Here is a 23,326-nt window from a genome sequence, read left to right on the forward strand (position 1 = left end):
CGATAATGCCGTCGGCAGGTTCATCGATCAAACCGCTTTCACAGCAGGGGGCGCTACCTTTGGCTCTCCGCCTGGCGTTTTGACAACTGTCCTTGTCATCGGGGAAATCGCGTTGGCAAATATTTCCTTGCGGGTTGGAGGGGGTAGTTTGTCGCCTCGCAGTTCATCATAGGGAACCACGATCCAGCATGCGCATCCCCAGATGCATTCGCCCGCCAGTCCCTGGAAGCGAATGGCAGGCTCCGAGATCATTGGCCCAATATCCAGAAGCCACGAATGCTCGTTAAGCTTCTCCTCCCAGGTCAACTTGTCATACGCATCGCGACTGGCCCAGAATGCTTCAAGGTCGGTCTTGGCCATCCCTGGCAGAATGATGACCGCATACGACGTCAGCGCGTCGAAGAACTCGTGGTTGAAAATCTGAACAGGTTTGTCACCGTCGCTCAACAGATACGTCTTGGTGACCATATCCCGGGTCTTGATGTCGATGGCATTAACGTCCATATCGCGAGGGACATATACATGGACTTCTACATAGTCGGTACGGAATTCACCTTTTAAACCGTCATATTTCGGAGCAAAGTCTATCCATTGCTCAACCACGGCTTCCCATTTCTCACCATGCTCGCCGGGCAGAACCTGCACGCCAGGGTGAGTGAGCTTGGCAACGTTAAAAAGCGTCCAGTTACGAGCCTTTGCGCTCAATGTTTCGTGCGGCGCACCCGTGAATCCGAGTGGACGAAGTGCCCTGAACAACACACGTCCATGTTCATCGGCAGCAAACCTCATGAAACAATCGGCGACGAACCGATTGGTCACCATGTGCCTGAAAGTATCCCGGACGCGTTGTTCGCCTGTGTCCGTATAGGCGGTGAGGCGCTGCCAGCTTTGCTCGGGGTTGACCACGAAAAATCCACCCGTGAAGGGGTTCTTATAGAGATCGCCCCACACCGTTATGACCCCGTTGTTCTTGTCGTCGTCCAGCATGCAGTCGAGATCGTTCAGGGCGGTATACATGGTCGCCGTGTTGCGGTGTACGTCCGAGTCACCGCTTGAAGAAAGTTGCCCCACCCCAATAACGGGCAAACGGCGACCAAGCTTCACGTTCGACAGATGTCGCGCGAGATCGACGACAATCCCGGACCCCGTTCCCCCTGCGAGGCTGAATGGCACAAGAATCATCGACGGGATTTGAGCTTCTTCAATATGCGCTACGAACTCGTCCAACGCCTCACTGAGTACCCGAGGCTCATCGTAATACGCTTTGGCATAGATGGCCTTCGCGACAGCGCGGGGAAAGTGGTCACCTGCTTTGGGGAAAGGTAGATTTCTGTTCACCCACGATTCATAGTTCGGGTTCCAGTAGTACCGGGGGTACTCCAATTTAAGGAATTCACGCATACGGCTGGTTGTATTGAAGAGGTCTTCCTTCGAGGGAACCTCAAGTGCAATTGCCCGGAAGAAGAAACGTTCGTGCGGAATTCCGCGCGACTCGAGCCTCTTACAGAACGCGCCGGCGTAATCCATGACAACGCCCATGTCCTGGTCGCCGATGTCTACGACCATTGCAGCGAATCGGGCACGCGGATCTTCGAGTAAGTCCTCCATCTCACCGGTACGAAGAAGTGCTTCGACATATGCAGCGCCGGTTCGACCAATTCCGACAACGTGGATGCAATGTTCGGACTGGTTACCTGTAGCGCTGTGATAAAGCGACTTTGCCATAGCCTCATCTCCTTCCAGAACTTGAACGCGACCTCATTGCGAGCGTTACATTGCCGCTAGCATCTGATCGAGAACGTCTCCGTCTTATCCAGAAAACCGAGATCTCTTAAAATATGGGCGACCGACGTGGCGCGTTCATTGGCCACATACAAGATGTAGTCTTCGACGAATAGGCCCGGATCGCGGGATATGGTTCCATTTTCAATCAGATCAACGCCTTTCTCGAGATTGTGTCTGCGGAGCGTTGCGGACCAAATAGGAGATTCTATATAAATAGCCTCGTTATCTACGCGCACCAATTTTAAGAATTTTCCGCCGGACACGGTTGGAACCAGCGCGCCATTTCCGTATTTGGCGATCACCTGAGACCAATTGAGCGGCATATCACCTCCTCTGAGTGGGGCAGCTTGAATGTCTATCAACCCGTAGCGATGGATTCTTCGGTATCCACTTGATCTTCACCTCGAACGGCTGCATACCGCACTGCGATCCAGTTCTGGCATCCCCAAAGACTAGCTCCGGCCATACCGTCTAGTATTGTCGAAGGTTCACAAAGCACTACACCTTGCTCAAGCAACCATGAGTGTCCCAGCAGCTTTTCGTTCCGACTCTGCTGGTCGTAGGTTGACCTTGCCTGAGCAAAGAGTTCGAGATCATCCTTGCTTACTTGAGGCAGCACAAATTGCACCGAGCCAGCACGGCCCCCTTCTGAAAGATCCGGCCGAATCGACGGACCGAAAGCAATATCAATCTGTGCGGCCATGTCGTTTGTTTTGTCAGTTCCCTTCAAAGCGATCCTCGCTTCGACGAATTCTGGTCGGTAAGTTGACCGTAGTCCCAGTTTTCTCGGGAGGTCGGCGTGGAGTGGAAGCGCTCCACCCTCGACGTCTGCAAATGCGAAAGCATGTATCCATCGCGTGCCGTACGGCGTTCGGGCGGCTGAATGCTGCGTGGACGGCGCGGCGACCCAGTTCAGGAGTCTCATCGTCTCCCAGAGATTGGCGCCATTGCGAGACGTAATTAATGAGGCAATTTCGTCGTCCACCCGGTCATGTGTGGCCTGCAGGTTTTTCGTTGCGTTCCACACATGCTGCTGCGGAACGAGCAGGAATCCTGCCGTGAAGGGGTTCCGGTAAAGATCGCCACACGCTGCAACGACGCCGCGATTCTTGGTTTCATCGCTCATGCAATCCAATTCGTTTAGTACAGGGAAAAGGTGCCCTCCAGAATGTTCCGGGATATCACCTTCACATGGCGCTATACCAATCCCAACTACCAGAATCCGGCGTCCGAATTTGACGTTGGAAATGTGTCGAGCGACGTCTACTGCGATGCCACTCCCGCTTCCACCACCCAGCCCGAATAAAATGCAGACCAGTGATTCGCCTGGCGTCGCAATCACACTGTTAGAAAAGCGTTTGATTGCTTCCGCTGCGTGCCTGTCGCCATCGTAATAGGCTTGACCATATACGGCTTTTGCAATCGCACGAGGAACTGATTCTCCCGGATCTGGCATCTTGTCGCCCGATCCAATCCATGGCTCAAATGCAGATGCGCGCGCAGCGAACGGATACTCGAGCTGCAAAAATTCGGGGTACCGTTTGAGGCTTGCAAACAGGTCCTCCTTCGTTGGCACTTCGAGTTGCAGGACTTCCACGGATGCATGGGGGCCCTCAAGTCTCGTCCGGTTCCGGCGAATCACCTCAAGATGCGCACTAGCGCCAATGTCAATCGCCAGAACACTCAAACGAGCACCGTCTGCCTCAAGCATTACATTGGAGATCTGCTCCATTGTTCTGGCGACGACTGCGGTTCCTGCGCCGCCGATCCCGACAAGATGAATCGTATAGGGCATGCCGGCGTTGTCGTCGATCCGATGGATACCGCGCTTCAATGCGTCGAGCTTGCGCCGCTGAATCTTCTCAGCCGTGCTAACAAGACCAGGTGTCGGCCGGCCTCCGAGAGGATCGATACCTGCATTTATGGCCAACCTGGCCTCCTTTATGGAACGGACCATGGCGTGCACTTGCGCGCGTCACACAAAACAAAGAGCCCCAACCACGCTATTCTCGGTTGGGGCTCTTTTGTTTTGTGTGACCTGATCGGCAATGCCGGCGATCGGCCTCAAAACTCGGGTATCGCCAGACCCCGCTCGTCACTTGTGTTGAGTTATAGGCACCTCGATTTCACAAGTCAAGCGCGGCTTGGTTGGATCCAAAATGATAACGGCAGATATCAGAGCGTTCGCGCTGATGCCAGCGCAGGAACGCCATGCGCGTTCCTGCGCCTGCCGCTGCGTTGCATTGGACCCACGACCTTCTCGGGTCAGCGCCGTATTGAGGCGTCATCTTGCAGTCTGCTCACGCCTCTTTTCCGGTTGCTGGAACGAACTCCGTTTTCATAAGATAGCGGGGAAGTAGATAGAAAGATCGGTGACGACGGCACCTCGTCAGTTAATTGCTTACGTGATAGTTGTTTCTGTTCTGAACAATTTTATTTATGTTGTTCATCTCAACGGACAGTTATCCTGACTAATTGACAACAGTGGCTTTCTACACGCTAACGATACCCTTCCGCCTGTTTGCACTAGAGCCCGGAAGCGCCCCCGCTGGGCCTCGCTGTCTCCCGGTGATCAAATGATCCTGTCGCTCGCCAACACTCGCGTCGGGTTAACCGATCATCACGCCGAGCGCGTCGAACGTCTCGTGTCGAAATGAGGCTGAAGTCAACGTCGTCGCCGTTCAAAACAACGACTGCGGCAGTCGCGCGAAAGCGCATCCATTCATGCAAAACCATGAGCGTTGGAATCCGAAAACAAACTGCGCTTGACTTCTGAAATTGACATGCCTATAACTCAACTCATGAGATGTGCAGGTCCAGTGGCACTCAGGTTTTAAGACCGATCGCCAGCATTGCCGATCAGGTCACGGGCAAAAGAGCCCCAACCGTAAATAACGCGGTTGGGGCTTTTTTTGTTTACTCGACGCGCGAAGGTGTGTGACCGGAAGGTTTGAATGAAGCCCACAATGGTGCTCCATTCAAACGCCGTCTTCGGCTGATGCCCGCGAAGACGAGGCCACTAAATCGATATCCGGTGTTTAGATTCCGTCGTATTACTTTGAAATACGAACGAATATAAATTGGAGAAAAGTCGTTTGAGGATCAGGTTTTAAAAACTCTGTCGGATTGATGCCCGCCGCCAAAAATGTCGGCCAGGCACGTGGCAAAAAAGCCCTGTAAAGACGTTCAATCGTCTCTACGGGGCTTTTGCTTTTTGAAGATGGCCCTTCAAAGTTTTCTGGATACAAGTTTTTTAATATCGTTCGGTGTTCGGTGGACGGAGCGTTCGAAGACGTGGACATAGGCAGTCCCACGTTTTTCTTACGGCCTGACAGCCCGAAATTGTTGCTGGAGAGCAAACATGCGACGCGATGATATTTCGAACAGTAAAGACTGCATGGACGTTGCGGTCCTGAATCGTAAGACGCTTCGGTCGTGGACATTAGTCAAGGTTTTAGAGAACATGCGAAAGATCGTCAATGATATTCGCCGCCGTGAAAGACACTATCGAGGCATCTATGAAAATGCGCTGGAGGGCATCGCGCGATTCTCGCCGCGCGGTGAGGCTCTCAGTGCGAATCCCGCATTTGCGCGAATGCTGGGATATGAGCATTCCGAAGAACTTGTCCGTAGCATCACCGACTTCGGGCGGCAATGCTGGCTCGATCTGCACGAATGGGACAGTCTGGTCCGAGCACTGCGCACGCAGGGTGCGGCAAGCGGATGTGAAGTAGAACTGGTGCGGGCGGACGGAAGCCACATCTGGGTGTTCCTTAGTGCAAGGGCGGTGCGCAGTGAAACAGGTGACATGCTTTTCCTTGAAGCGAACGTTTCCGGTGTCGCCAGGGAAAAGCACAGGGAAGCGGCGTTATGGGAGAGCGAATTGTGCTTCCGCGGTGTCGCACGCGACATGGCGGTGGGGGTCAATACGGAAGGCGAGCGGCGGACGAGCCTGTTGACGCGCTGTGATCCGAAAAAGCGCGAAGATAGTCTGGAGAGCGCGCTGCAAATGGCGCATGTCGGATATTGGGATCGCGAATTGGACACCGATCGCGTCACTTGGTCGGACGAAACCTGTCGGATCATGGGTACCGCGCAGCGGCTTTCCAATCGCAGCTTTGCGGACGAACTCGCCGCGATCCATCCGGAAGACCGTCCGTGCGTGACGCGTGCGGTGTTGATAGCGCTGGATGGCGGCGCGCGTTTCGACGTCGAGTTCCGCGTCCTTCGGCCGGATGGGGACGTGCGTATCGTTCGGAAGCAGGGCGATCTCGTGACGGACAAATCTGGGCACCCAAGACGCATGTTCGGCACAATTCAGGACATCACCAAACACAAACGGGCCGAGGAGCGCCTTGCCGAGAGCGAGCAGCGTGTTCGTGCGATGCCGATGGCGCTCGCGCATGCGAACAGGCTGGCGACCGTCGGGCAGTTCACGGCCGAGCTCGCGCATGAGATCAAGCAGCCAATTGCGGCTGCTGCGACCCACGCGGCCGCAGCCGTTCGCTGGTTGCGCACGCAGCCTCCCAATCTCGATGAGGCACAGCGCGCACTCAGCTACATTGTGGATGACACTCGGCGGACGTGCGACGTGATCGTCAGGATTCGCAGGCTTGTCACGAAGACGCCGATGAGCGAGGGCTTTCTGCGTGTCAACGACGCCATTATGGAAGTGATGAACCTGATTAGCGGCGAGGTCGAGAAAAACGCGGTGTCGGCGCGCGCCCAGCTTGCCGAAAGCTTGCCGCTCATTCACGGAGACAGGGTGCAGTTACAGCAGGTCATGCTCAACCTGAGCATAAACGCAATCGAAGCGATGAGTACCTGCGGCGGCCCGCGCGAGTTGTCGATCGAGACGGGAACGGATGCTCAGGGCAACGTACTCGTCGCTGTCCGCGATTCGGGTCCGGGCCTGGGCCCGGACGCGTTGAAGCAGATCTTTGAACCGTTCTACACGACGAAGCCGGCCGGCATGGGAATAGGGTTGTCGATTTGCCGCTCAATTGTCGAAGCACACGGCGGGCGGTTATGGGTTTCAGACAACCCGGCGGGTGGTTCCATTTTTCAGTTTTCCATTCCTTCAGAGACGTCTTGCGGCTCTCGTGACTCAAGCTAAGCGGCGCAGGCGAACTGGACCCGCCACCGCAGCTTAAACCAAACGACTTCGGAAATTCGCATTGGCGCATTGGCGAATAAGTATACGCACGTATGAGGAGCACACGCGTAAGCAGTGGGCACGGCACCGCTATGTATCATTTAAATTCGATCCTGCTGCACGTATGCTGATCTCATCGCCAGTGCTTACGTGCTGCAAATCATTGTCGATACATATCGCGAAAACAGAGTGCGGGTCTTAATCGAATAGAGGATCTGCACGCATCAATCGAGCGCGATAGCCGTTTGCACATTCATTCGCATCATTCAGAAAAACAAGGTCATTTAGTACTTCATATCAGTAAAAATTCGCCCATAGGGACGCGAGTCGCGTTCTGGCGACCGCAACCAAACCTCAATTGGAGAGTTATCAATGTCGGATAAAATCGACCCCAGCCGTCGCGGCTTTCTGGGTACTGCGGCTATGACTTTGGCTGCCGCCCAGCTTGGCATGATTGGCTCTGCACGTGCACAATCCAGCCCGGAGAAGGGGGTGAATCTGCCCGCAATCAAGCCGGGCACGAACACGTCGTTCGGTGCATTGAAGCAGATCAATGCGGGTCCCCTGAATGTTGGATACGCTGAGGCGGGACCTGCCAATGGCCCCGTGGTGATGCTTCTTCATGGCTGGCCTTACGATATCTACAGCTATGTCGATGTAGCGCCTTTGCTGGCTTCGGCCGGTTATCGGGTGATCATCCCCTATCTGCGCGGCCATGGCACGACGCGCTTTTTATCGGATGCGACAATGCGCAATGGACAGCAGGCCGCTGTTGCAGTCGACATCATCGCACTGATGGATGCGCTGAAGATCGATAAAGCGACCGTCGCAGGCTATGACTGGGGAGCGCGGACTGCGTGCATCCTCGCGGCGCTGTGGCCTGAACGATGCAACGGTTTGGTTTCCGTGAGTGGCTATCTGATTACCAATCTCGAACTCACTCAGTTGCCGCTACCACCGAAGGCCGAGTACGCATGGTGGTACCAGTACTATTTCGCTACAGAACACGGCGAGGTGGGTTACGCAAAATACAAGGATGACTTTGCGAAACTCATCTGGCAGATCGCCTCGCCGAAGTGGGCCTTCGACGACGCCACGTTCAACCGCACCGCAGCAGCCTTCAACAACCCGGATTACGTTGCGATCGTAATTCACAACTATCGTTGGCGGCAAAGCCTGGCGCAAGGTGAGCCGCAGTACGACGCGTTGGAAAAGCGGCTCAACGCCGCCCCGGATATCGGCGTGCCCACGATTACCCTCGAAGGTGATGTCAATGGTGCGCCGCATCCCGACCCGGCATCGTATGCGAAGAAGTTCTCAGGCAAGTACTCACACAAGCTCGTCAGGGGTGCCGGTCACAATCTTCCCCAGGAGGCGCCCCGAGCATTTGCCGAAGCAGTCATTGAAGTTGCTGGCTGATGCACGATTCCTGAGGCACGATTCGAATGGGCGGTATGACGGAAGACCTCCTTCGTGAGGTCTTCCGTCGAGTTCAATTCTTGATAGCAACGCCACGCGGGATTGACCGCCTCTTCATTTAGAGCTGAACACGCATGGCCGGCTTCGACCGGTTGTTCGTCCCCAACAGTCCATTTTTTGCGGAGCATTTCATGAGTCACCACGACGTTTACGCCAGACTGAAAGAACTCGGCATCGAGTTGCCGACCGCCGGCGGCGCCGCCGCCGCCTATGTGATGAGCGCAGAAAGCGGCAACATGGTTTATCTGTCTGGTCATCTCGCCAAGAAAGACGGCAAGGTATGGGCGGGAAAACTTGGCGATACGCTGACGACTGAAGAGGGGCGCATCGCTGCGCGCCATGCTGTTATCGATCTGTTCGCTACACTGCACGCGCACATTGGCGATTTGAATCGCGTTACCCGGGTCGTGAAAGTGGTAAGCCTCGTCAATTCCACACCCGATTTCGTTGAGCAGCATCTGGTAACGAACGGCGCGTCCGAACTTATCGCCGACGTATTCGGTGAGGTCGGCCAACACGCGCGTTCGGCGTTTGGCGTTGCGCAGATTCCGTTGGGTGCGTGCGTCGAGATCGAGATGAATGTCGAGGTGAAATGATCCGGTTCGTGCGTACCGGGTTAGCTCAAGGTAGTTCCATACCGCCGCCGATAAGACAGGTGTCCGTCAGCTTGCCGCGAGAAGCGTGGCGCGAGCTTCTCGTAGCGTGTTAAGGCTGCGCGCTCTGGACGAAACCGGCGGCCGGGATTTCGAAATAGAAGCGGGCTCCGCCGAGAGTCGATTCGCTGTCCACCGCGATGCGCCCGCCGTGCGCTTCGATAATCGAGCGGCAGATGGGCAGACCCATGCCCATGCCATCCTGCTTCGTCGTGAAGAAACTCTCGAACAGATAGTCAAGATGTTCTGGGGCAACGCCTGGGCCGCTATCCTCGACCATGCAGCGAAGCGTTGCGGGATCAGACATGGCGGTGCGGATGCCGATCCTGCGCTCGGGGCTTTGTGCATGCTCCATTGCCTGCATGGCGTTGACGGCGAGATTGACAATGACTTGCTGAAACTGGACGCGATCGGCAAGTACGTGAGGGGCCCCCGGAGCGACATGGTGCGATACCGTGACGCCGCGCATCTTGACTTCGTGACGGAGAAACATGAGCGCCCCATCGATCAGTTCGTCAAGCGACACCACCGTGTGTTCGGGCGCTTGCCGAATCGCCATCGCGCGAATGCGGCTAACAATGTCTGCGGCACGATGCGCATTGGCGACTATGCGTGTGTTCGTCAGGCGTGCCTCTTCGATATCGGGAACCGGCCGGTCAAGCCAGCGTTGCGCGGCCTGTCCATTCGTCACGACGGCGGCAAGTGGCTGCTTCAACTCGTGCGCGATCGAGGCAGTCAGTTCGCCCAGCATTGAGATGCGCGCCGCATGCGCAAAGTCGGCCTGCAACCGCTGCAGCATTTCCTGAGCGCGGACACGCTCGGTCAGGTCAACCAGGCTGATCAACGCGATGCCAAGATCGTTAGTCGCCCGGGGGCGTGCTACGGTGAATTGAACATCGATGATTCGCCCATCGAAGGTCGGAAGCCTCGTGGTTTCCTGAAAGCGCTCCTCGCCGCGATACCTGCTTTCAAGGACTCGCCGGAAAGTGCCGGGGCTCTGATTCCACACCCAGGACACAGGACCGAGTAACTCGCTGCGGTCCCGCGCACCGAACATCTGCACCGCGTAGTTGTTGACCTCTTCGACGACAAGCACCTCTTGCGCGATGCGCAGCCACTCCGGATGCTCGTCAATGTAGGCCGACAGGTTCTCCACGCCCTGCGCCCGCAGCTGCGTCAACATCGCGATCACAGGCTGGGCGTCTGTCTGCCAGAGGCCGACCGGCATATCGCGAAAGAGATTGCGGTAACGTTGCTCGCTGCGTTCGAGTGCCGCGTGAGCCTGCTTGCCCACCGTGATGTCCATGAGCGCGCCGACGAACTGCACATCGCCTGGCTCATCTGCGACGACATGAGCCAAAGTATGGAGGTGTTTGACGGATCCATCGGGCATCCGCAACCGATGCTCGATATCGAATCCCTGCTTGTCGTTTGCAGCGTGATCGAGCGCCTGCTGAACAAGAGCAAGGTCGTCCGGATGCACTCGGGCGAACAACAGTTCGACAGTGGGCCTTGTGCTCGAATCATATTCAAGGATTCGAAAGCTCTCTTCCGACCAGAAGATTTCTCCGCTCGTTACGTGCCAGTCAAAGCTACCCGTGTGACTTAGCCGTTGTGCGTCGGCCAGCAAAGCTTCTGCGCGCTGCAGGTCAGCGTAAAGACGCGTATTCTCCAACGAAATCGCCGCTTGTGAAGCCAGCAGCCTCAGCACAGCGATGCGGGCCGGTGTAAAGACGTGAGGGGTCAGGCTGTTCTCGAGGTATAGCACACCGATCAACTTCGTCTGCTTGATCAGGGGCAGGCAGAGAATCGACCGGCAGTCGTTACGGCGGATATACTCATCGCCCGAGAACGGACTTTGTTCCGATGCATCGTCGAGCACCACACTGTCCCGGGTTCGCATGACGTAGCGCAGAACCGACTCGGGCAGTGCCACAGGCGTAACCCGCATTCGTGGCAATTGGACCACGACTGCATGACGCACCGTCGTGGCTTCAGCTTCGATCCGCAACCCGTCGCCTCGCGGCAGGATCAGCAAGCCCCGGTCGGCGCCGGCATGCTCCAGCGCGAGAACCATCAGCGTGTGGATCAATTCATTCAGGTCGATCTCGCTGAAGACCGCCTGCGACACCTTCACGACCGTCGTGAGATCCAATTGCTCTGCCGAAGTTGCAATGGTGCTGTCAGGGCGTGGCGAATCGTGGCCCAGTTGCGGGTGGGTCTGGTCCAGTTGACGAACCTTGCCGTTCGCGCCCCAACGGACGTAGCAAGACCGGGCGTTCCGGAGATAGGTCTCAGCGATCGTGTCGAAGCCACGCTCCGAATAGAATCTCGCGGCGAGTTCATGCGCGATGCCCTGATTCTGGATGAAGCCATGCTCGCGGGCGGAGCTTATAGCTTCCTCATAGAAGCGCATGGCTTCGAGGTCGCGGCCTTTGATGCGTGCCATCTCTGCGCAGACCAGTGCATGGCGGTTGCGATAATTGTCGGGAGAGTTGTCAGCCCAAAGCTGGAGTTTCCTGAGTATCGCGTCGAGCATGTGCTCATATTCGTGCTGCTCAGTGGCGCAAGCTGTCGGGTAGAGCGCCGTCAGGGTGAGCGCATGGAAGAAGTGATAGGTGGCTTCGATCGGCATGCCCATCGCGGCGCCGAGCACAGGCTCCGCGCGGGCGCGGCAGTCCAGCGCCTCCGCGTACCTTCCGTCAAGGAAGGCGAGAATCTGCTTCATGATGTAATAGAAGACGATGCCGCAGCCGAAGTTGGCCTTCACAATAGCGGCAAAGCAGGCCGCTTCGTCGAACGCTTTATCGTCCAGGGTCAGCGGGTCCTTCAAGCTGCCCTGTAGGCTCGCGACAAATTGCTGTTCCAGTCGCACCGTCTCGCACACGGCATCGTTGCGGCTCTGCCGGGCGAACGCTGCATACCTCGCTGATAGCACCTTCACATCCTCAAGGGCGTCGCCCTTCTCGATCAACTGCCAGAGCGTCTCGAATGCGAGGTAACCGGTAAAAACCAGGTCTCCGACTTCCAGGCAGGCGAGGATAGCCTGTTCCAGGATCGGCAGGTCAGTCGCGATATGGCTTCGCCAGAAATTGATATGGTCGCCATGCAGGTGAAGCAATTTTCCCCGCAAGCGCCGGTTGTTAAACTTTTCATTCAGCCGCAGCGACATTTCGGAGAATTGGACGCCAGAGGCGATGTCGCCTACAAGCGAGACCAGCATGACCGCGTAGTTACCATACACGTAGCTCGACTGGTCAGTATTGCCGTGCCGCAAGGAGAGGTTGACCGCCTTGAGGGTGATCAGGGGAAAGAGCATCGGTCGCCCGATGTACGCGCAGGGCATCGCTTCAACGAGGATATTGATGATCGCCTGCGTAGCCGGGTCTGACGCCACCGGAGCGTCGACAAGTTCACTAATCAGGCGTCCTCCAAGATTGATCGGGACGTCCCTCAGCTCGGCGTCGATTGCTTCCCGAATGCCATGCTCGGATTCGGGGAAGATCACACCAAAATCCCGGAGCGCGTCGAGTCCCGCCGCGTAGCTGTCGTCATATTTACCGGCGACCTGATACAGCTTCATGCGCAGGCTATAGACTTTGGCCCGATCGATATTGTCGTGTGCTTCGCCCAGGATTGTGTCGAACAGTGCGTCCGCCGCAGGAAAATTCCCCACCAGATATTCGCACTCGGAGAACGCAAGGTAGAGGTCCAGCGTCAGCGGGTAGCGTTGTGTCCAGGCATCCGGCGACAACAGCCTGGTGGCTTGCGCCAGATAGTTGCGGGCGGAGGCGTACGCGGTCGAACTCATGGCCCGCTTACCCGCGGTGAGGTTCAGCTCGACGACCCGTTCCCGTTCCGCGTCAATCGTGATAAGCGCAGCGCCGCGATTGAGATGGTTGACGATATCGAAAATAGTCTCTTCAAGGTCCTCGGACGCCGTGCGTGACGCGAGCATTCTGCCGATCCGCAGATGCACTGCCGCGCGCTCGCCCTCGGGGATAAGGGCATAAGCCGCCTCATGGATGCGATCGTGCACGAATGCGTAGGAATACTCTGCGCGAAAGACAAGGCCAGCCCGAACGGCTTCCCACAGTTCCCCGTGGATCTTTTCTGCGGACCCGCCCTGAACCAGCGTCAGCGTGACGACCTCGGCCGTGTTTCCGAGGCAGGCGAGTTGCCCTAACGCATCTCGTGTTGTGTCAGGTAGCCGGCTCAGTTTCGCGGCCATGAGGTCCGCGACGTTCTCGGTAAAGCCCTTCGCACGAATGCGTTGCAGGTCCCAGGTCCACGCCAGTGCGCCATCGTCAAAAGTGAGTAGCGCCTCGTCGGTGAGAGCCGTCAGGAACTGGATTGCGAAGAACGGATTGCCGCCGGTCTTCTCATGCAACAACTGCGCGAGTGGCCGCGCCGTCTCGCGGTCGCAGTGAAGCGAATCGGCGACCAGTTGCCCGATGCTTTCAGGCGTAAGAGGCGCCAGCGTGGTCTCCTGAACCCGGCCGCCGGCGTCGCGGATCAATCCCAATGTCCGCGCGAGCGGGTGAGCTGGCCCGACCTCGTTATCCCGATAGGCGCCGACCAACAGCAGGTGCCGAACCTCCGGGTGCGTGACGAGGTGTTCGATCAGATCGAGCGTCGCCGTGTCAAGCCATTGCAAGTCATCGACGAACAACGCGAGCGGATGTTCCGCGCACGCGAACACACCGATGAATCGACGGAACACGATCTGAAAGCGATTTTGCGCGTCTTGCGGCGGCAGGGTAGGGACGCTCGGTTGCTCGCCGATAATGAGGGCAAGCTCAGGGATGAGATTCACCATCAACTGGCCATTGGGGCCCAGTGCTTCCAGCAGCGCACTCCGCCACGGGGCAACCTCTGCATCGCTTTTGCTTAGCAGATTGCGCACGAGCGACTGGAAGGCTTGCGCCAGCGTCACGTAAGGAATGTCGCGCTTGTATTGATCGAACTTGCCGGCCGCAAACAGGCCGCGCGGCGGGACCAGCACCTTGTGCAGTTCGTTGACGACCGAGGACTTGCCGATGCCGGCGTACCCGGATATGAGCACCAGTTCGGTTGCGCCATTGGCCACGACGCGGTCAAAGGCGGCGACCAGCTCCCCGATCTGGGTCTCACGTCCATAGAGCTTTTCCGGAATCAGCAGCCGATCTGACGTGTCGTGCGCCCCCAGGGGGAACGCGTCGATCCAGCGGTGTGCCTCCCATGCCGAAAGACACGACCGGAGGTCGGCTTCTACCCCTGACGCAGTCTGGTATCGATTTTCAGCGGTCTTGGCGAGGAGCTTCAATACAATGCCCTCGACGGGTGCGGGAATTCCGCTGACGCGCTCGCTTGGCGGTGTTGGCTTGCGGGCGATGTGGCAATGAATCCATTCCATCGCGTCCGTTGCGGTGAACGGAAGCGAGCCGGTCAGCATCTCGTATAACGTGACGCCGAGCGAGTAGAGATCGCTGCGAGCGTCGATCGAGCGATTCATGCGGCCGGTTTGCTCGGGTGGCATATAGGCAAACGTCCCTGCGACGATTTCCGGTGGCGCGGGAGGCTGGCGTTCGTTGGGCAGCCGTGAAGCGATCCCGAAGCCGGTAAGCCGGACGTTGCCGTCTCCGTCGACAAGCACGTTCGCCGGCTTGATGTCCTTGTGGATGAGACCGTGCCGATGGACGTGGCCAACCGTTATCGCCAGGTTTATGGCGAGCAGCAGGAAGCGTGTCAGCTCCAGCGGCTGGCCGAGAGCGCGATCCAGCGGCTCGCCGCCGTTGTCGTCGAGGAAGAGCGTTGGGGGAGCCTTGTGGCAGTTTAGGGCAAGAGGTTGCGCCGCCCACCTGGGGTCGAGCAGTGTCGCGAGGGCATATTCGTGTTCGAGGCGCGCGATGCTTCTTGGCGCCGAACTCGCGGCGATCAGGGCTAGTACGGAGACCGGATTGCCTGGTTGCCGCGCGCGATAGAGCGAGAAGTCTCCGTCGTCGCGTAGCGGCTCCAGCTCGTATCCGGTGATATCCATAGTCACGACCGTTGCCTCGCTGCAGACCTCATCCAGCTCCGATTCTGCGCGCTTTTGCACCCCTTGGCTATCGGCCTGCCCGCGCTTGCGCGAGCGTCCGAGACACGCGCAACGGGGGCGAGCGAGATCGCCGCAACTGCTGGCCCGTCTCAAATCGCGGCCATCGTCGCCACGCGAAACCGAAGCCGCGAAGTGCGTCGACCTGTGCATCGGCGTGCGCCCTGGCTCCGCGTCAACCTACGCGCAAAACCTGTACACCGAACAGGGCAGAGATCCTTCAGACAATTGCAACCGTGGTATGAGTCACTGAAACCTCTGGGCTAACTACCCAACCGTTTGTAGATCTGGCTGTCTGGCCCGTGTTCATATAACTTGGAGTCTTTACCGGGTACCGTGCTTCTCTCACAGATCATCAGTACTTCGAAGCGAAGAAGTCGATGGTCATAAAATTTCTTTCGATGAGGAGTTAGATGATGCAGGCAAACTCCAACGCTACCGACCCCTGGATGCAGACGATTGGCTTGCTCTCGCTGTTGTCGGGAGTGGCGGTCCCAGGCGTCAGGCTGCCCGCTGCCTCAACGAACAAGCCGGCATGCAAGGTATGCAGGCCGCCGGTGCCAGGGGAAGGTCACCGAGCCTTGGTAACACTCATAGACCGCCCCAATGCTTCAACGGCGACCATCTCCTGGCGCGATTCGACCCGCTGCTGTTATGGAGATCAGGTTTGGCGCGCGTCACGGGCCCGCGCGAAGGGGGTTTGCGCAATGAGCGGTTGCGTGATTAACCCAAACGACGCGGTGTTCAAGCCGGGGCGATGCAGGACCTCGCCGCTTAACGTGCATGCCATGATCCTGACCTCCATACTCGACGACGTGACTTCGACCTGATCTGCTGTCGACCGGGTCAACGCGGCTTCAAGTCTGGTCCCTGCGTGACCACTGGACTTGCCGACCCCGGCAGTTAGCGGCCCGGTATATTCACGATCGCTGCCACTCGCGCCAGAAATCTCACGTCGTCCAGCGGTTTCGAGAAAAGCCCCACTGCGCCTGAACTTCCGATTCTCTTGACCATGTCGGGTGTCGCGTACGCGGTTATAAAAAAGACCGGAATCTTTTGCGCCAGTTCGCCGAGCTTTTCCAAAAGTGCAAATCCATCCATGACGGGCATCTGAACATCTGCGATGATCAGGCGGACATCGCCCTGGTTGATTTCCGCTAGCAAATCGACACCGGACGCATAGCTACGTACGGTCCAGCCGCATGACCGCAGCAAACTAGCTGTCGCGGCTCTGACCGACTCGTCGTCGTCGACAACCGATATAACCGGAGAAAACGAAATTTGGTTCATCTTGCACGAAGGGCCGGCGCCGAAAGGGATTTTCAGCGACTACGTCGGCCACCACTTGAACGTACGCGGCGTTCGATCTTCGCGCAATAATACGTTGGCGTTAGGCAATGCCACCGTGTTTTCAATTTCCGCCGCCAGCGGCCTCGAGTACAGCGCACAGGGTCGAGACGCCATATTGAATGTCCTGGACTCACCGAAGAACGGCGCATGTCAATGCGATGCGAGTTTCTCGTCAGATGGTCGCGCAGACTCAGCGATCACAGTGAGTCCGCGCAGCACGCGCTTGGGCAACGCCGTGATCGCTCGTGCGGTGAGTGTGCTGTTGCTGGGGATTTAGCCTTAATGGCCCTCTTCCTGCATAAGCAAGTTGTTCGTGACAGCGTGTACCCCAGGCACGTTACTCGCCACATTGGTTGCGACCTGGATCTCTTCATCGGTGGGCACGGTACCGTCGAGCGTGACGATGCCTCCTCTCGCCAGCACGGTAATACCAGACGAAGTCAGATCCTTTGTATGGGTCAATGCGTGGCGGACCGTCTTCGCGAGTTGGCGATTCTGAGCGCGAATTTCTTTTTTCGGCGACAGAGACGAGCTGTCCGCCGTCCCCGAGTCTGTTTGGGCACTTGCGTATGTGGTCCCAATCAGCGCCGTCACTGCCAGGCAGGTGACCGCGATATTTTTCAGTGTAGTCATTCGATACTCCTAAAAGAAAGAACGTGGAAAGCGTGGTTTGTTGCCTACTTCGTTCGCCAATGCCTGAGCATGGCCATGACTTCTACCGCGAGAGAACTTGAGGAGGTGGTGGCGCGCATTTGGAACGTAATCGTGCGAGGTAAGTGGCGTTGGTCAATTCGTGATCAGCAGACCCACCATTGAATCGTGTATCTAAGTCTTCGGTGTAGAGCGTATCCGTACTTGCCTTCGCTCTCAAGAATTCAAGCGTCTATAAAGATAGCGCCTGCGAATGGACAACCTATACCTCTGTATAGGGCAGTTCGAAATACGTTTCCGGAAGTGGTGATGCGAAGACTGGATGATAGATTGTATCTGGATAAATTGTATAATACGTACTGCTACTAATATTAGAGATGATGTGCGCCTCTTCCGTGATCCCGTCCTCGTTCTGGCCGGGCCGGTCGAGGCTGGCAACCGCTTGCCACGCCGGTCTTAGCCCAGTAATTTTAAATCCCGGATTCCAACGTGTACTTGTGACTACTCGCGGGGTGCGTTCTGAGGGGCGAGCTTCATCCACATGGCCTCTTTCGCGTCTCGAAGGATTTGCGGCGGTCCACCGTCGCCCTATGCGGGGGCAATGCTGCAACTTGCAGCACCGGTCGAGCAATAGCAATTCAGGTCCCGCAGCGTTCCCTTGTGAGCGCGGCGCCTCAGGTCAATCGACAGTTCGCATTGAACATATGCCCGTATGAGAGACATAAACCTAAGCAGCGGCGTGGCCACCGGTTCGTATCATTTAAATTTGGTCCACCCGAACGTATCCTGATCTCATTGCCGGCGTTTATGTGCTGCTGCTCTTCGCCGCCATGCGGCATAACTCGGACGTGATTTGCAACTCGATCCGCAAGGTACCTGCGTTTTCCTTTGACGGTGCAAGAAGGGAGCCTGCCGGCCCGGCATGGGACGTCCAAGCGTCGCGAGAGCGACTGACCTGGAGAGCGTTGATACAAGAACTTGACTCATCCAATCACTGAGCTCTTCACATAGTTCCCGGCAACAAGTGCACGTCGGAAAGGCATGCGGATCGCTTTCAGGCGATTGCATCAAAACCTCAATAGGAGTGGTAGACATGTCGGACAAGATCGATCCCAGCCGTCGCGGTTTTCTGGGCACTGCGGCCATGACCCTCGCTGCGACCCGACTTGGCATGATTGGCTCGGCACACGCACAGTCGGGTAAAGAGAATCTGCCGACCGTCAAGGCCGGGACCAACACGTCGTTCGGTACGCTGAAGCAGGTCAACGCCGGTGTCCTGAACGTGGGATATGCGGAGGCTGGTCCCGCCGATGGTCCGGTTGTGATTCTCCTGCACGGCTGGCCTTACGACATTCACAGCTATGTCGATGTCGCGCCCTTGCTGGCGTCGGTCGGCTACCGCGTGATCGTCCCACATCTGCGCGGGCATGGAACGACTCGCTTTCTTTCGGATCGAACGTTCCGGAATGGCCAGCAGGCAGTGGTCGCAGTCGACATCATCAAGCTGATGGATGCCCTGAAGATCCGGGAGGCGACCGTAGCCGGCTATGACTGGGGAGGGCGGACGGCCTGCATCCTGGCGGCGCTGTGGCCGCAACGTTGCAAATCGCTGGTTTCTGTCAGCGGCTACCTGGTCAACAACCTTGAATTCAACAAGATGCCGTTGCCGCCAAAGGCTGAGTATGCGTGGTGGTATCAGTACTATTTCGCTACGGAACACGGTGAGCTTGGCTACGAAAAATACCGGGACAACTTTGCCAAGCTGATCTGGCAGACCGCGTCGCCAAAGTGGGCCTTCGATGACGCCACGTTCGACCGCAGCACTGCGTCGTTCGACAACCCGGATTACATCCGCATCGTGATTCACAACTACCGCTGGCGGCTGAGCCTGGCTCAAGGTGAATCACAATACGACAATTTGGAAAAGCAACTGGCCGCAGCCCCAATCATCACCGTGCCCACGATCACCCTTGAAGGGGATGCCAACGGTGCACCCCATCCGGACCCTGCGTCCTATGCCAAAAAATTCTCGGGCAAGTACGCGCATAAGCTCGTCGCAGGCGCGGGTCACAACCTTCCTCAGGAAGCGCCTCAAGTCTTCGCCCAGGCAATCATTGAAGTCAACGACTAACGAGCGTACCCGGACTACCGGGTCTGCATTGCACGTTTCATTGGCAGGCACGCATTCCGATCCAACGTCGACTGAAGAGGGCCGCCTCGCGGCGCGTTCTGTCGCGGTCGACCTGATCGCTGATGTATTCAGCCAACTTGGCAAACACGCACGGTCGGCATTTGGTGTGGCACAAATCTCCTTTGGAGCGTAGGTCGAGATCTACCTTGATGCTAAGGTTAGCTAAAGAATAATGACTGATGGTTCAAGGACGCGACGGTACGAGCGGGAAATACCGTTCGCGTTGCACGCGTGGTCGACACTTGGCGGCAACATATTATTTACATAACCGTGGTGAAGAGACATATGGCGACCTGAGGCAATGGGGCGCTTGGGATACAAAGCTTAAAGTTGCGAACCGGAGAGCATCATGACGATAACAACATACACTCGATCTTTCACCGTTGCCCGAGAGGCGCAGGGGGCCGGTCCGCATGCGTTTAAAAATTGGTTGTCTGGAGCGAGTTTATCGGTGACCGCACGCGAGGGCCAGGCTATATCGGACCCTGCGGAACGAGCGCTTCGTGTTCTCCGCTGCTATAAAGCAAGACCACGTTGAATGAACCTCTATCGCCTTCTTAAGTGGCCACGTACGCTTTTCATGCGCCTGAGCCTGATCATGCTTGCGGGTGTCATCGCAGCACAGGGTTTGTCGTTCTGGCTGACATTGTACGAGCAGGACAAGGCGCCGACCTCCATGACGGCGTCTTACATAGAGCGCGAAGTTGCAGGTCCGTTCGCACTTCTTGACCGACTTACACTAGCCGGGCACCCGGGATGGCTGCCGCGACTGGCGGCCCGTACCTATGGTTTTATTCTCCGCCCGGATGAAAGCGACTTGCCGCCGAACGCAGAGGTTGCCTTCGCGACGAACGGGGCGTTCGAGCAAAGTGGTGGTTCGCGTTATCCGGTTGGCGTAAGCGCATTTCCGAGTGAACGGGAACATCTGCAGGATTATCAGCGATTTGTCGGAGACTCTCCTCTGACAGCTGATTTTCATTCCGCGCGCGGGATACCTCTGTCCAGCCGTTTAGCACTCGCAGCGCTGGCGCAATTCACGCTGCTAGCCGGATGTTGTTGGGTCACAGTTCGGCTCGCAATACGCCCCCTGAGTGCGATCGAGCACGCAGCGGACACGTTGGGTCCCGATCTGAGCGCTGAGTGGCTGTCCGAGAACGGACCCGTGGAGGTTGCCGGCGCCGCCAAGGCTTTCAATGCGATGCAGGAGCGCATCGGTGGGTATATGAAAGAGCGGATCCAGGTTCTGGCCTCCATTTCTCACGACCTGCAAACACCCATTACCCGCATGCGCATACGCGCCGATCTGATGGACGATGAGTCCGAGCGTGCAAAAATACTACACGACCTCAAGCAGATGGAGTCCCTTGTACGCGAGGGTGTCGCCTACGCGCGCACGCTGCACGGCACGGCCGAGGTTGCGCGCCGTGTCGATCCAGATGCGTTCATGGAAAGCCTGATCGGCGACTACGTCGACGCCGGTGACTCAGTGTCGTTAGCCGGGCATGTGGGGCGAGTACTACTCGTCAAGCCCTATGCGTTGCGGCGTGTTCTTGGCAATCTGATCGATAACGCTATCAAGTTTTCGGGTTCGGCCGAAGTCAGAATTGAATCGACCCAGGAGCAGAGGATTTACATCACGGTGCTTGATCGAGGCCCTGGCATCCCGGACGAACTACTGGCCGCCGTATTCCAGCCTTTCTATCGTGTCGAAACTTCGGGCAACGGACAAGCGGGTGGTACGGGGTTGGGGCTTGCCATTGCGAAGCAATTGGCTGAAGCGATGAACGCCAGCTTGATGCTGCGAAATCGTGACGGTGGAGGGCTTGAGGCGTGTCTCACGCTAAACAGCAGACCGAATAGGATCCGTGCGGCATCGTGAAGCGTACGAGACTTTCCTTGGTGTCGTTTTGCATGTCTGTCCGGCGGGCGTGGGCGGTATGGCGTCAGTGCGCTGAAAAATTGAAATAGAATTTTCCAAAATTAGATAGGAAACCTATGCATATCGTCGAAAGACACTTGAAAAACGACAATCCGAAAATTCAGGTGAGAAATGGAGGATCGATAGGAGGGGAAAGCAATTTTATATCTACCGTCACCGCGTCAACTGGCCTCTGATGCGATTTGCGCGACATGCATTGAAGGGCAGGATGAGGCAAACCGGCAGTCTGCAGCGCAGTTTGCCGGGCGGCCGTCCAGACGATCAAGAAGAACGCCGCAGCTTTCAACCCGCACTCGACTGTCGACATACAAAATCCCCAAGCGAAGAACTGCCGCTCGTCCAGTAACCCGGAAGCAATGGTTAGCGCGCTCGCGCCGCAGCACAACGCAAAGATTGTTTTCGCCGGCTGGCCGCCGGTCAACGCCCAAAGTGTCAAAGACAGCCAGATCAGTTTCCCTATGATGGATGCGGCGCTCTCAATGGCTGTTGGACTGACCAATAGTTCCAAGGGCAATTCGCATATCGACCAGATAGCCGTGAAAACCACTATAGATTGCGTGATTGTCGCGAGGGCTGGGTTGGGCTGGTCAATCGGTTCGTGACTTTCGTAGATGCGGAGGCGAGGGTTCCAGGTAATAGGTGAGAGCTGCATTTCACGATGCGCGTTCATGATGCCTTCGCTGCAGGCTGCCGGTTCATCGGGGTGGTGATAGTGCTCGTGCCACATGCTCCCGTCCTGAAGGTGTGATGTGACCATACGGCCTGATCGGGCAGGCTCAAAAGGGTTTTTCAGGCGCATGCTGGACCTCGCTGACTAGCTGATTGGTTTGCCAGGATATTGATTGTTGTATTCGCAGCGGATGGGGTCCAGCCTTGACTACTGAATGCAGACCGACGAGTAGTCCACGGTGCGCCGGATGATGTAGTGCCGAAGAAGCGCTGAAAGCCACGGGTCTGCACAGGCAACTTCGATGTACCCATTGGCAAGAAGCATAATTGACGTTGACATATTCGCACCCTGAATCAGTCGTTGATACGTTCGCCGACGTCTGAGTAAAACACCGCGAACCGAGCATTTTCGGGGGTGTCGTTTTCGGACCCGGTACATACGCTGTCACGTGGGTGCTGCGTCCTGCTTGGGAATCAAGCCAAAGGCCTGCTGGGCACCGCGTTGTATTAAAGGTACTTCCATATCCCGATATAAACCATGCTACATGGAGATACCTTGCACATCATCTTCGTTTAGCCATCTAACACCTTGGTGTATGGAAATGCGACCGACTCACCTCACGAGCTCGAACGGAGGAAGGAGATTTATGTCGCAATGTATCTACGCGTCACGGTGATACACGAACTTGCAATTGAGCGGTTTTCTTGACACAAGCCAGATACGTTAGCGGCCTCAAATGCATCAAGGCCGCAATCCAGATGTATCCCACAGCGCAGATCACAAACAGACTGCGACTCGTGGACCCTGAAAGCCGCACGTGTTCCTGGTAGTACATGACAACCTTCGAAGGCAACTCATCATGAAATCGCTCGTTCAAGCCCTTGTTCTCGCCACCGCGCTCGCCGCTCCGATCGCCTCGTTCGCGCAGTCGAACGTGCCCGTGACGCGGGCGCAAGTGCGCGCCGAGTTGGCGCAACTTGTGAAGGCCGGTTATAACCCGGCTCGTGGCACCGACCCGTACTATCCGGACGACATTCAGGCAGCTGAAGCCCGCGTGGCCGCACAGAACCGCGGAATGAGCGGTTTTGGCGGAACGGTCAGCGACTCGTCGGCATCGGGAGCTGCTGCAGAGGCCCTTCAGACAGCCAGTCGCGACTTTACGTTAATCTTCTTCGGTCAGTAACTCGGCGGGCTGCCACGCCGGCTTCCACTCATTCGGTAGCGAGGCATTTCAGCTTGGCCACGCTACCCGATCATTTCCCACGACTCATGCGTGGTGTATTTTCGCCGTGTTGTTGGTACCTGTGCGAAGACCGCGCTGTGTCGGCGAGAAATAGAACGACCTACAGAGGCCCGCAGTATCTGGCACAAACATCA

The 23,326-nt window shown here is 57.0% G+C and carries 14 protein-coding genes and 1 pseudogene; 8 read left to right on the forward strand and 7 right to left on the reverse strand.

Annotation, left to right across the window (positions count from 1 at the left end):
* Positions 1-27: 27 nt before the first annotated feature.
* The 3 genes from FH08_RS0105490 to FH08_RS0105500 are packed head-to-tail and all read right to left on the reverse strand — an operon-like array spanning position 28 to position 3,715.
* On the reverse strand, positions 28-1,725 hold the full coding sequence (locus FH08_RS0105490; protein ID WP_051887799.1) for a tubulin-like doman-containing protein: 1,698 nt from the start codon (positions 1,723-1,725) through the stop codon (positions 28-30).
* A gap of 56 nt (positions 1,726-1,781) precedes the next feature.
* Positions 1,782-2,108, reverse strand: a complete 327-nt coding sequence (locus FH08_RS0105495; RefSeq protein WP_031357367.1) for a hypothetical protein — start codon at positions 2,106-2,108, stop codon at positions 1,782-1,784.
* A 35-nt stretch (positions 2,109-2,143) separates the two neighbouring features.
* The gene (locus FH08_RS0105500) at positions 2,144-3,715 is read right to left on the reverse strand and encodes a hypothetical protein (RefSeq protein ID WP_051887801.1); all 1,572 of its coding nucleotides are present in this window, start codon (positions 3,713-3,715) and stop codon (positions 2,144-2,146) included.
* A 1,533-nt stretch (positions 3,716-5,248) separates the two neighbouring features.
* Between FH08_RS0105500 and FH08_RS49285 the strand changes: the two genes are divergently transcribed.
* The 3 genes from FH08_RS49285 to FH08_RS0105520 all read left to right on the forward strand — a co-directional run bounded on the left by FH08_RS49285 (position 5,249) and on the right by FH08_RS0105520 (position 9,015).
* Positions 5,249-6,901, forward strand: coding sequence for a PAS domain-containing sensor histidine kinase (locus tag FH08_RS49285; RefSeq protein WP_160172433.1), 1,653 nt, complete (start codon positions 5,249-5,251; stop codon positions 6,899-6,901).
* 411 nt (positions 6,902-7,312) lie between these two features.
* Entirely contained in the window at positions 7,313-8,359 is a 1,047-nt protein-coding gene (locus FH08_RS0105515) for an alpha/beta fold hydrolase (protein ID WP_031357370.1), read from the forward strand.
* A 191-nt stretch (positions 8,360-8,550) separates the two neighbouring features.
* On the forward strand, positions 8,551-9,015 hold the full coding sequence (locus FH08_RS0105520; protein WP_031357371.1) for a RidA family protein: 465 nt from the start codon (positions 8,551-8,553) through the stop codon (positions 9,013-9,015).
* Positions 9,016-9,124: 109 nt separating this feature from the next.
* On the opposite strand, the gene FH08_RS0105525 is transcribed toward FH08_RS0105520, so the two are convergent.
* Entirely contained in the window at positions 9,125-15,091 is a 5,967-nt protein-coding gene (locus FH08_RS0105525; RefSeq protein ID WP_031357372.1) for an AAA family ATPase, read from the reverse strand.
* 506 nt (positions 15,092-15,597) lie between these two features.
* Between FH08_RS0105525 and FH08_RS50255 the strand changes: the two genes are divergently transcribed.
* Positions 15,598-15,978 (forward strand): DUF3331 domain-containing protein, encoded by a 381-nt coding sequence (locus tag FH08_RS50255; protein WP_326928928.1) that lies wholly within the window; start codon positions 15,598-15,600, stop codon positions 15,976-15,978.
* A gap of 73 nt (positions 15,979-16,051) precedes the next feature.
* On the opposite strand, the gene FH08_RS0105535 is transcribed toward FH08_RS50255, so the two are convergent.
* Positions 16,052-16,438 (reverse strand): response regulator transcription factor, encoded by a 387-nt coding sequence (locus FH08_RS0105535; RefSeq protein WP_031357373.1) that lies wholly within the window; start codon positions 16,436-16,438, stop codon positions 16,052-16,054.
* Between the two features lie 339 nt (positions 16,439-16,777).
* Positions 16,778-17,131 carry a BON domain-containing protein gene (locus FH08_RS0105545; protein ID WP_031357375.1) on the reverse strand — a complete coding sequence of 118 codons (354 nt, stop codon included), beginning with the start codon at positions 17,129-17,131 and terminating at the stop codon, positions 16,778-16,780.
* Positions 17,132-18,242: 1,111 nt separating this feature from the next.
* Between FH08_RS0105545 and FH08_RS0105550 the strand changes: the two genes are divergently transcribed.
* From FH08_RS0105550 to FH08_RS0105560, 3 genes and pseudogenes are all read left to right on the forward strand, one after another.
* Positions 18,243-19,280, forward strand: coding sequence for an alpha/beta fold hydrolase (locus FH08_RS0105550; RefSeq protein ID WP_031357376.1), 1,038 nt, complete (start codon positions 18,243-18,245; stop codon positions 19,278-19,280).
* Positions 19,281-19,383: 103 nt separating this feature from the next.
* Positions 19,384-19,473 (forward strand): annotated as a pseudogene (locus FH08_RS54310) (RidA family protein); the annotation flags it as partial.
* A 405-nt stretch (positions 19,474-19,878) separates the two neighbouring features.
* A complete protein-coding gene (locus FH08_RS0105560) occupies positions 19,879-21,219 on the forward strand; it encodes an ATP-binding protein (RefSeq protein WP_031357377.1) in 1,341 nt (446 codons plus the stop codon).
* A gap of 160 nt (positions 21,220-21,379) precedes the next feature.
* Here FH08_RS0105560 and FH08_RS0105565 read toward each other — a convergent pair whose 3' ends face one another.
* Positions 21,380-22,006: a hypothetical protein gene (locus FH08_RS0105565; RefSeq protein ID WP_152602737.1), complete on the reverse strand. Its 627-nt coding sequence runs from the start codon at positions 22,004-22,006 to the stop codon at positions 21,380-21,382.
* Between the two features lie 802 nt (positions 22,007-22,808).
* Here FH08_RS0105565 and FH08_RS0105570 point away from each other — a divergent pair.
* A complete protein-coding gene (locus FH08_RS0105570; protein ID WP_031357379.1) occupies positions 22,809-23,132 on the forward strand; it encodes a DUF4148 domain-containing protein in 324 nt (107 codons plus the stop codon).
* Positions 23,133-23,326: the final 194 nt, after the last annotated feature.

Source organism: Caballeronia sordidicola (assembly GCF_000729995.1).
GTDB lineage: Bacteria > Pseudomonadota > Gammaproteobacteria > Burkholderiales > Burkholderiaceae > Caballeronia > Caballeronia sordidicola_A.

Bases quoted from the DNA above. Each gene is read 5' to 3' on its own strand.
- FH08_RS0105570 (WP_031357379.1), top strand. From the start codon at position 22,809: ATGAAATCGCTCGTTCAAGCCCTTGTTCTCGCCACCGCGCTCGCCGCT.
- FH08_RS50255 (WP_326928928.1), top strand. From the start codon at position 15,598: ATGCAGACGATTGGCTTGCTCTCGCTGTTGTCGGGAGTGGCGGTCCCA.
- FH08_RS0105495 (WP_031357367.1), bottom strand. From the start codon at position 2,108: ATGCCGCTCAATTGGTCTCAGGTGATCGCCAAATACGGAAATGGCGCG.
- FH08_RS0105490 (WP_051887799.1), bottom strand. From the start codon at position 1,725: ATGGCAAAGTCGCTTTATCACAGCGCTACAGGTAACCAGTCCGAACAT.
- FH08_RS0105550 (WP_031357376.1), top strand. From the start codon at position 18,243: ATGTCGGACAAGATCGATCCCAGCCGTCGCGGTTTTCTGGGCACTGCG.
- FH08_RS0105520 (WP_031357371.1), top strand. From the start codon at position 8,551: ATGAGTCACCACGACGTTTACGCCAGACTGAAAGAACTCGGCATCGAG.
- FH08_RS0105515 (WP_031357370.1), top strand. From the start codon at position 7,313: ATGTCGGATAAAATCGACCCCAGCCGTCGCGGCTTTCTGGGTACTGCG.
- FH08_RS49285 (WP_160172433.1), top strand. From the start codon at position 5,249: ATGCGAAAGATCGTCAATGATATTCGCCGCCGTGAAAGACACTATCGA.
- FH08_RS0105535 (WP_031357373.1), bottom strand. From the start codon at position 16,438: ATGAACCAAATTTCGTTTTCTCCGGTTATATCGGTTGTCGACGACGAC.
- FH08_RS0105525 (WP_031357372.1), bottom strand. From the start codon at position 15,091: ATGGATATCACCGGATACGAGCTGGAGCCGCTACGCGACGACGGAGAC.
- FH08_RS0105565 (WP_152602737.1), bottom strand. From the start codon at position 22,006: ATGTGGCACGAGCACTATCACCACCCCGATGAACCGGCAGCCTGCAGC.
- FH08_RS0105560 (WP_031357377.1), top strand. From the start codon at position 19,879: ATGAACCTCTATCGCCTTCTTAAGTGGCCACGTACGCTTTTCATGCGC.
- FH08_RS0105545 (WP_031357375.1), bottom strand. From the start codon at position 17,131: ATGACTACACTGAAAAATATCGCGGTCACCTGCCTGGCAGTGACGGCG.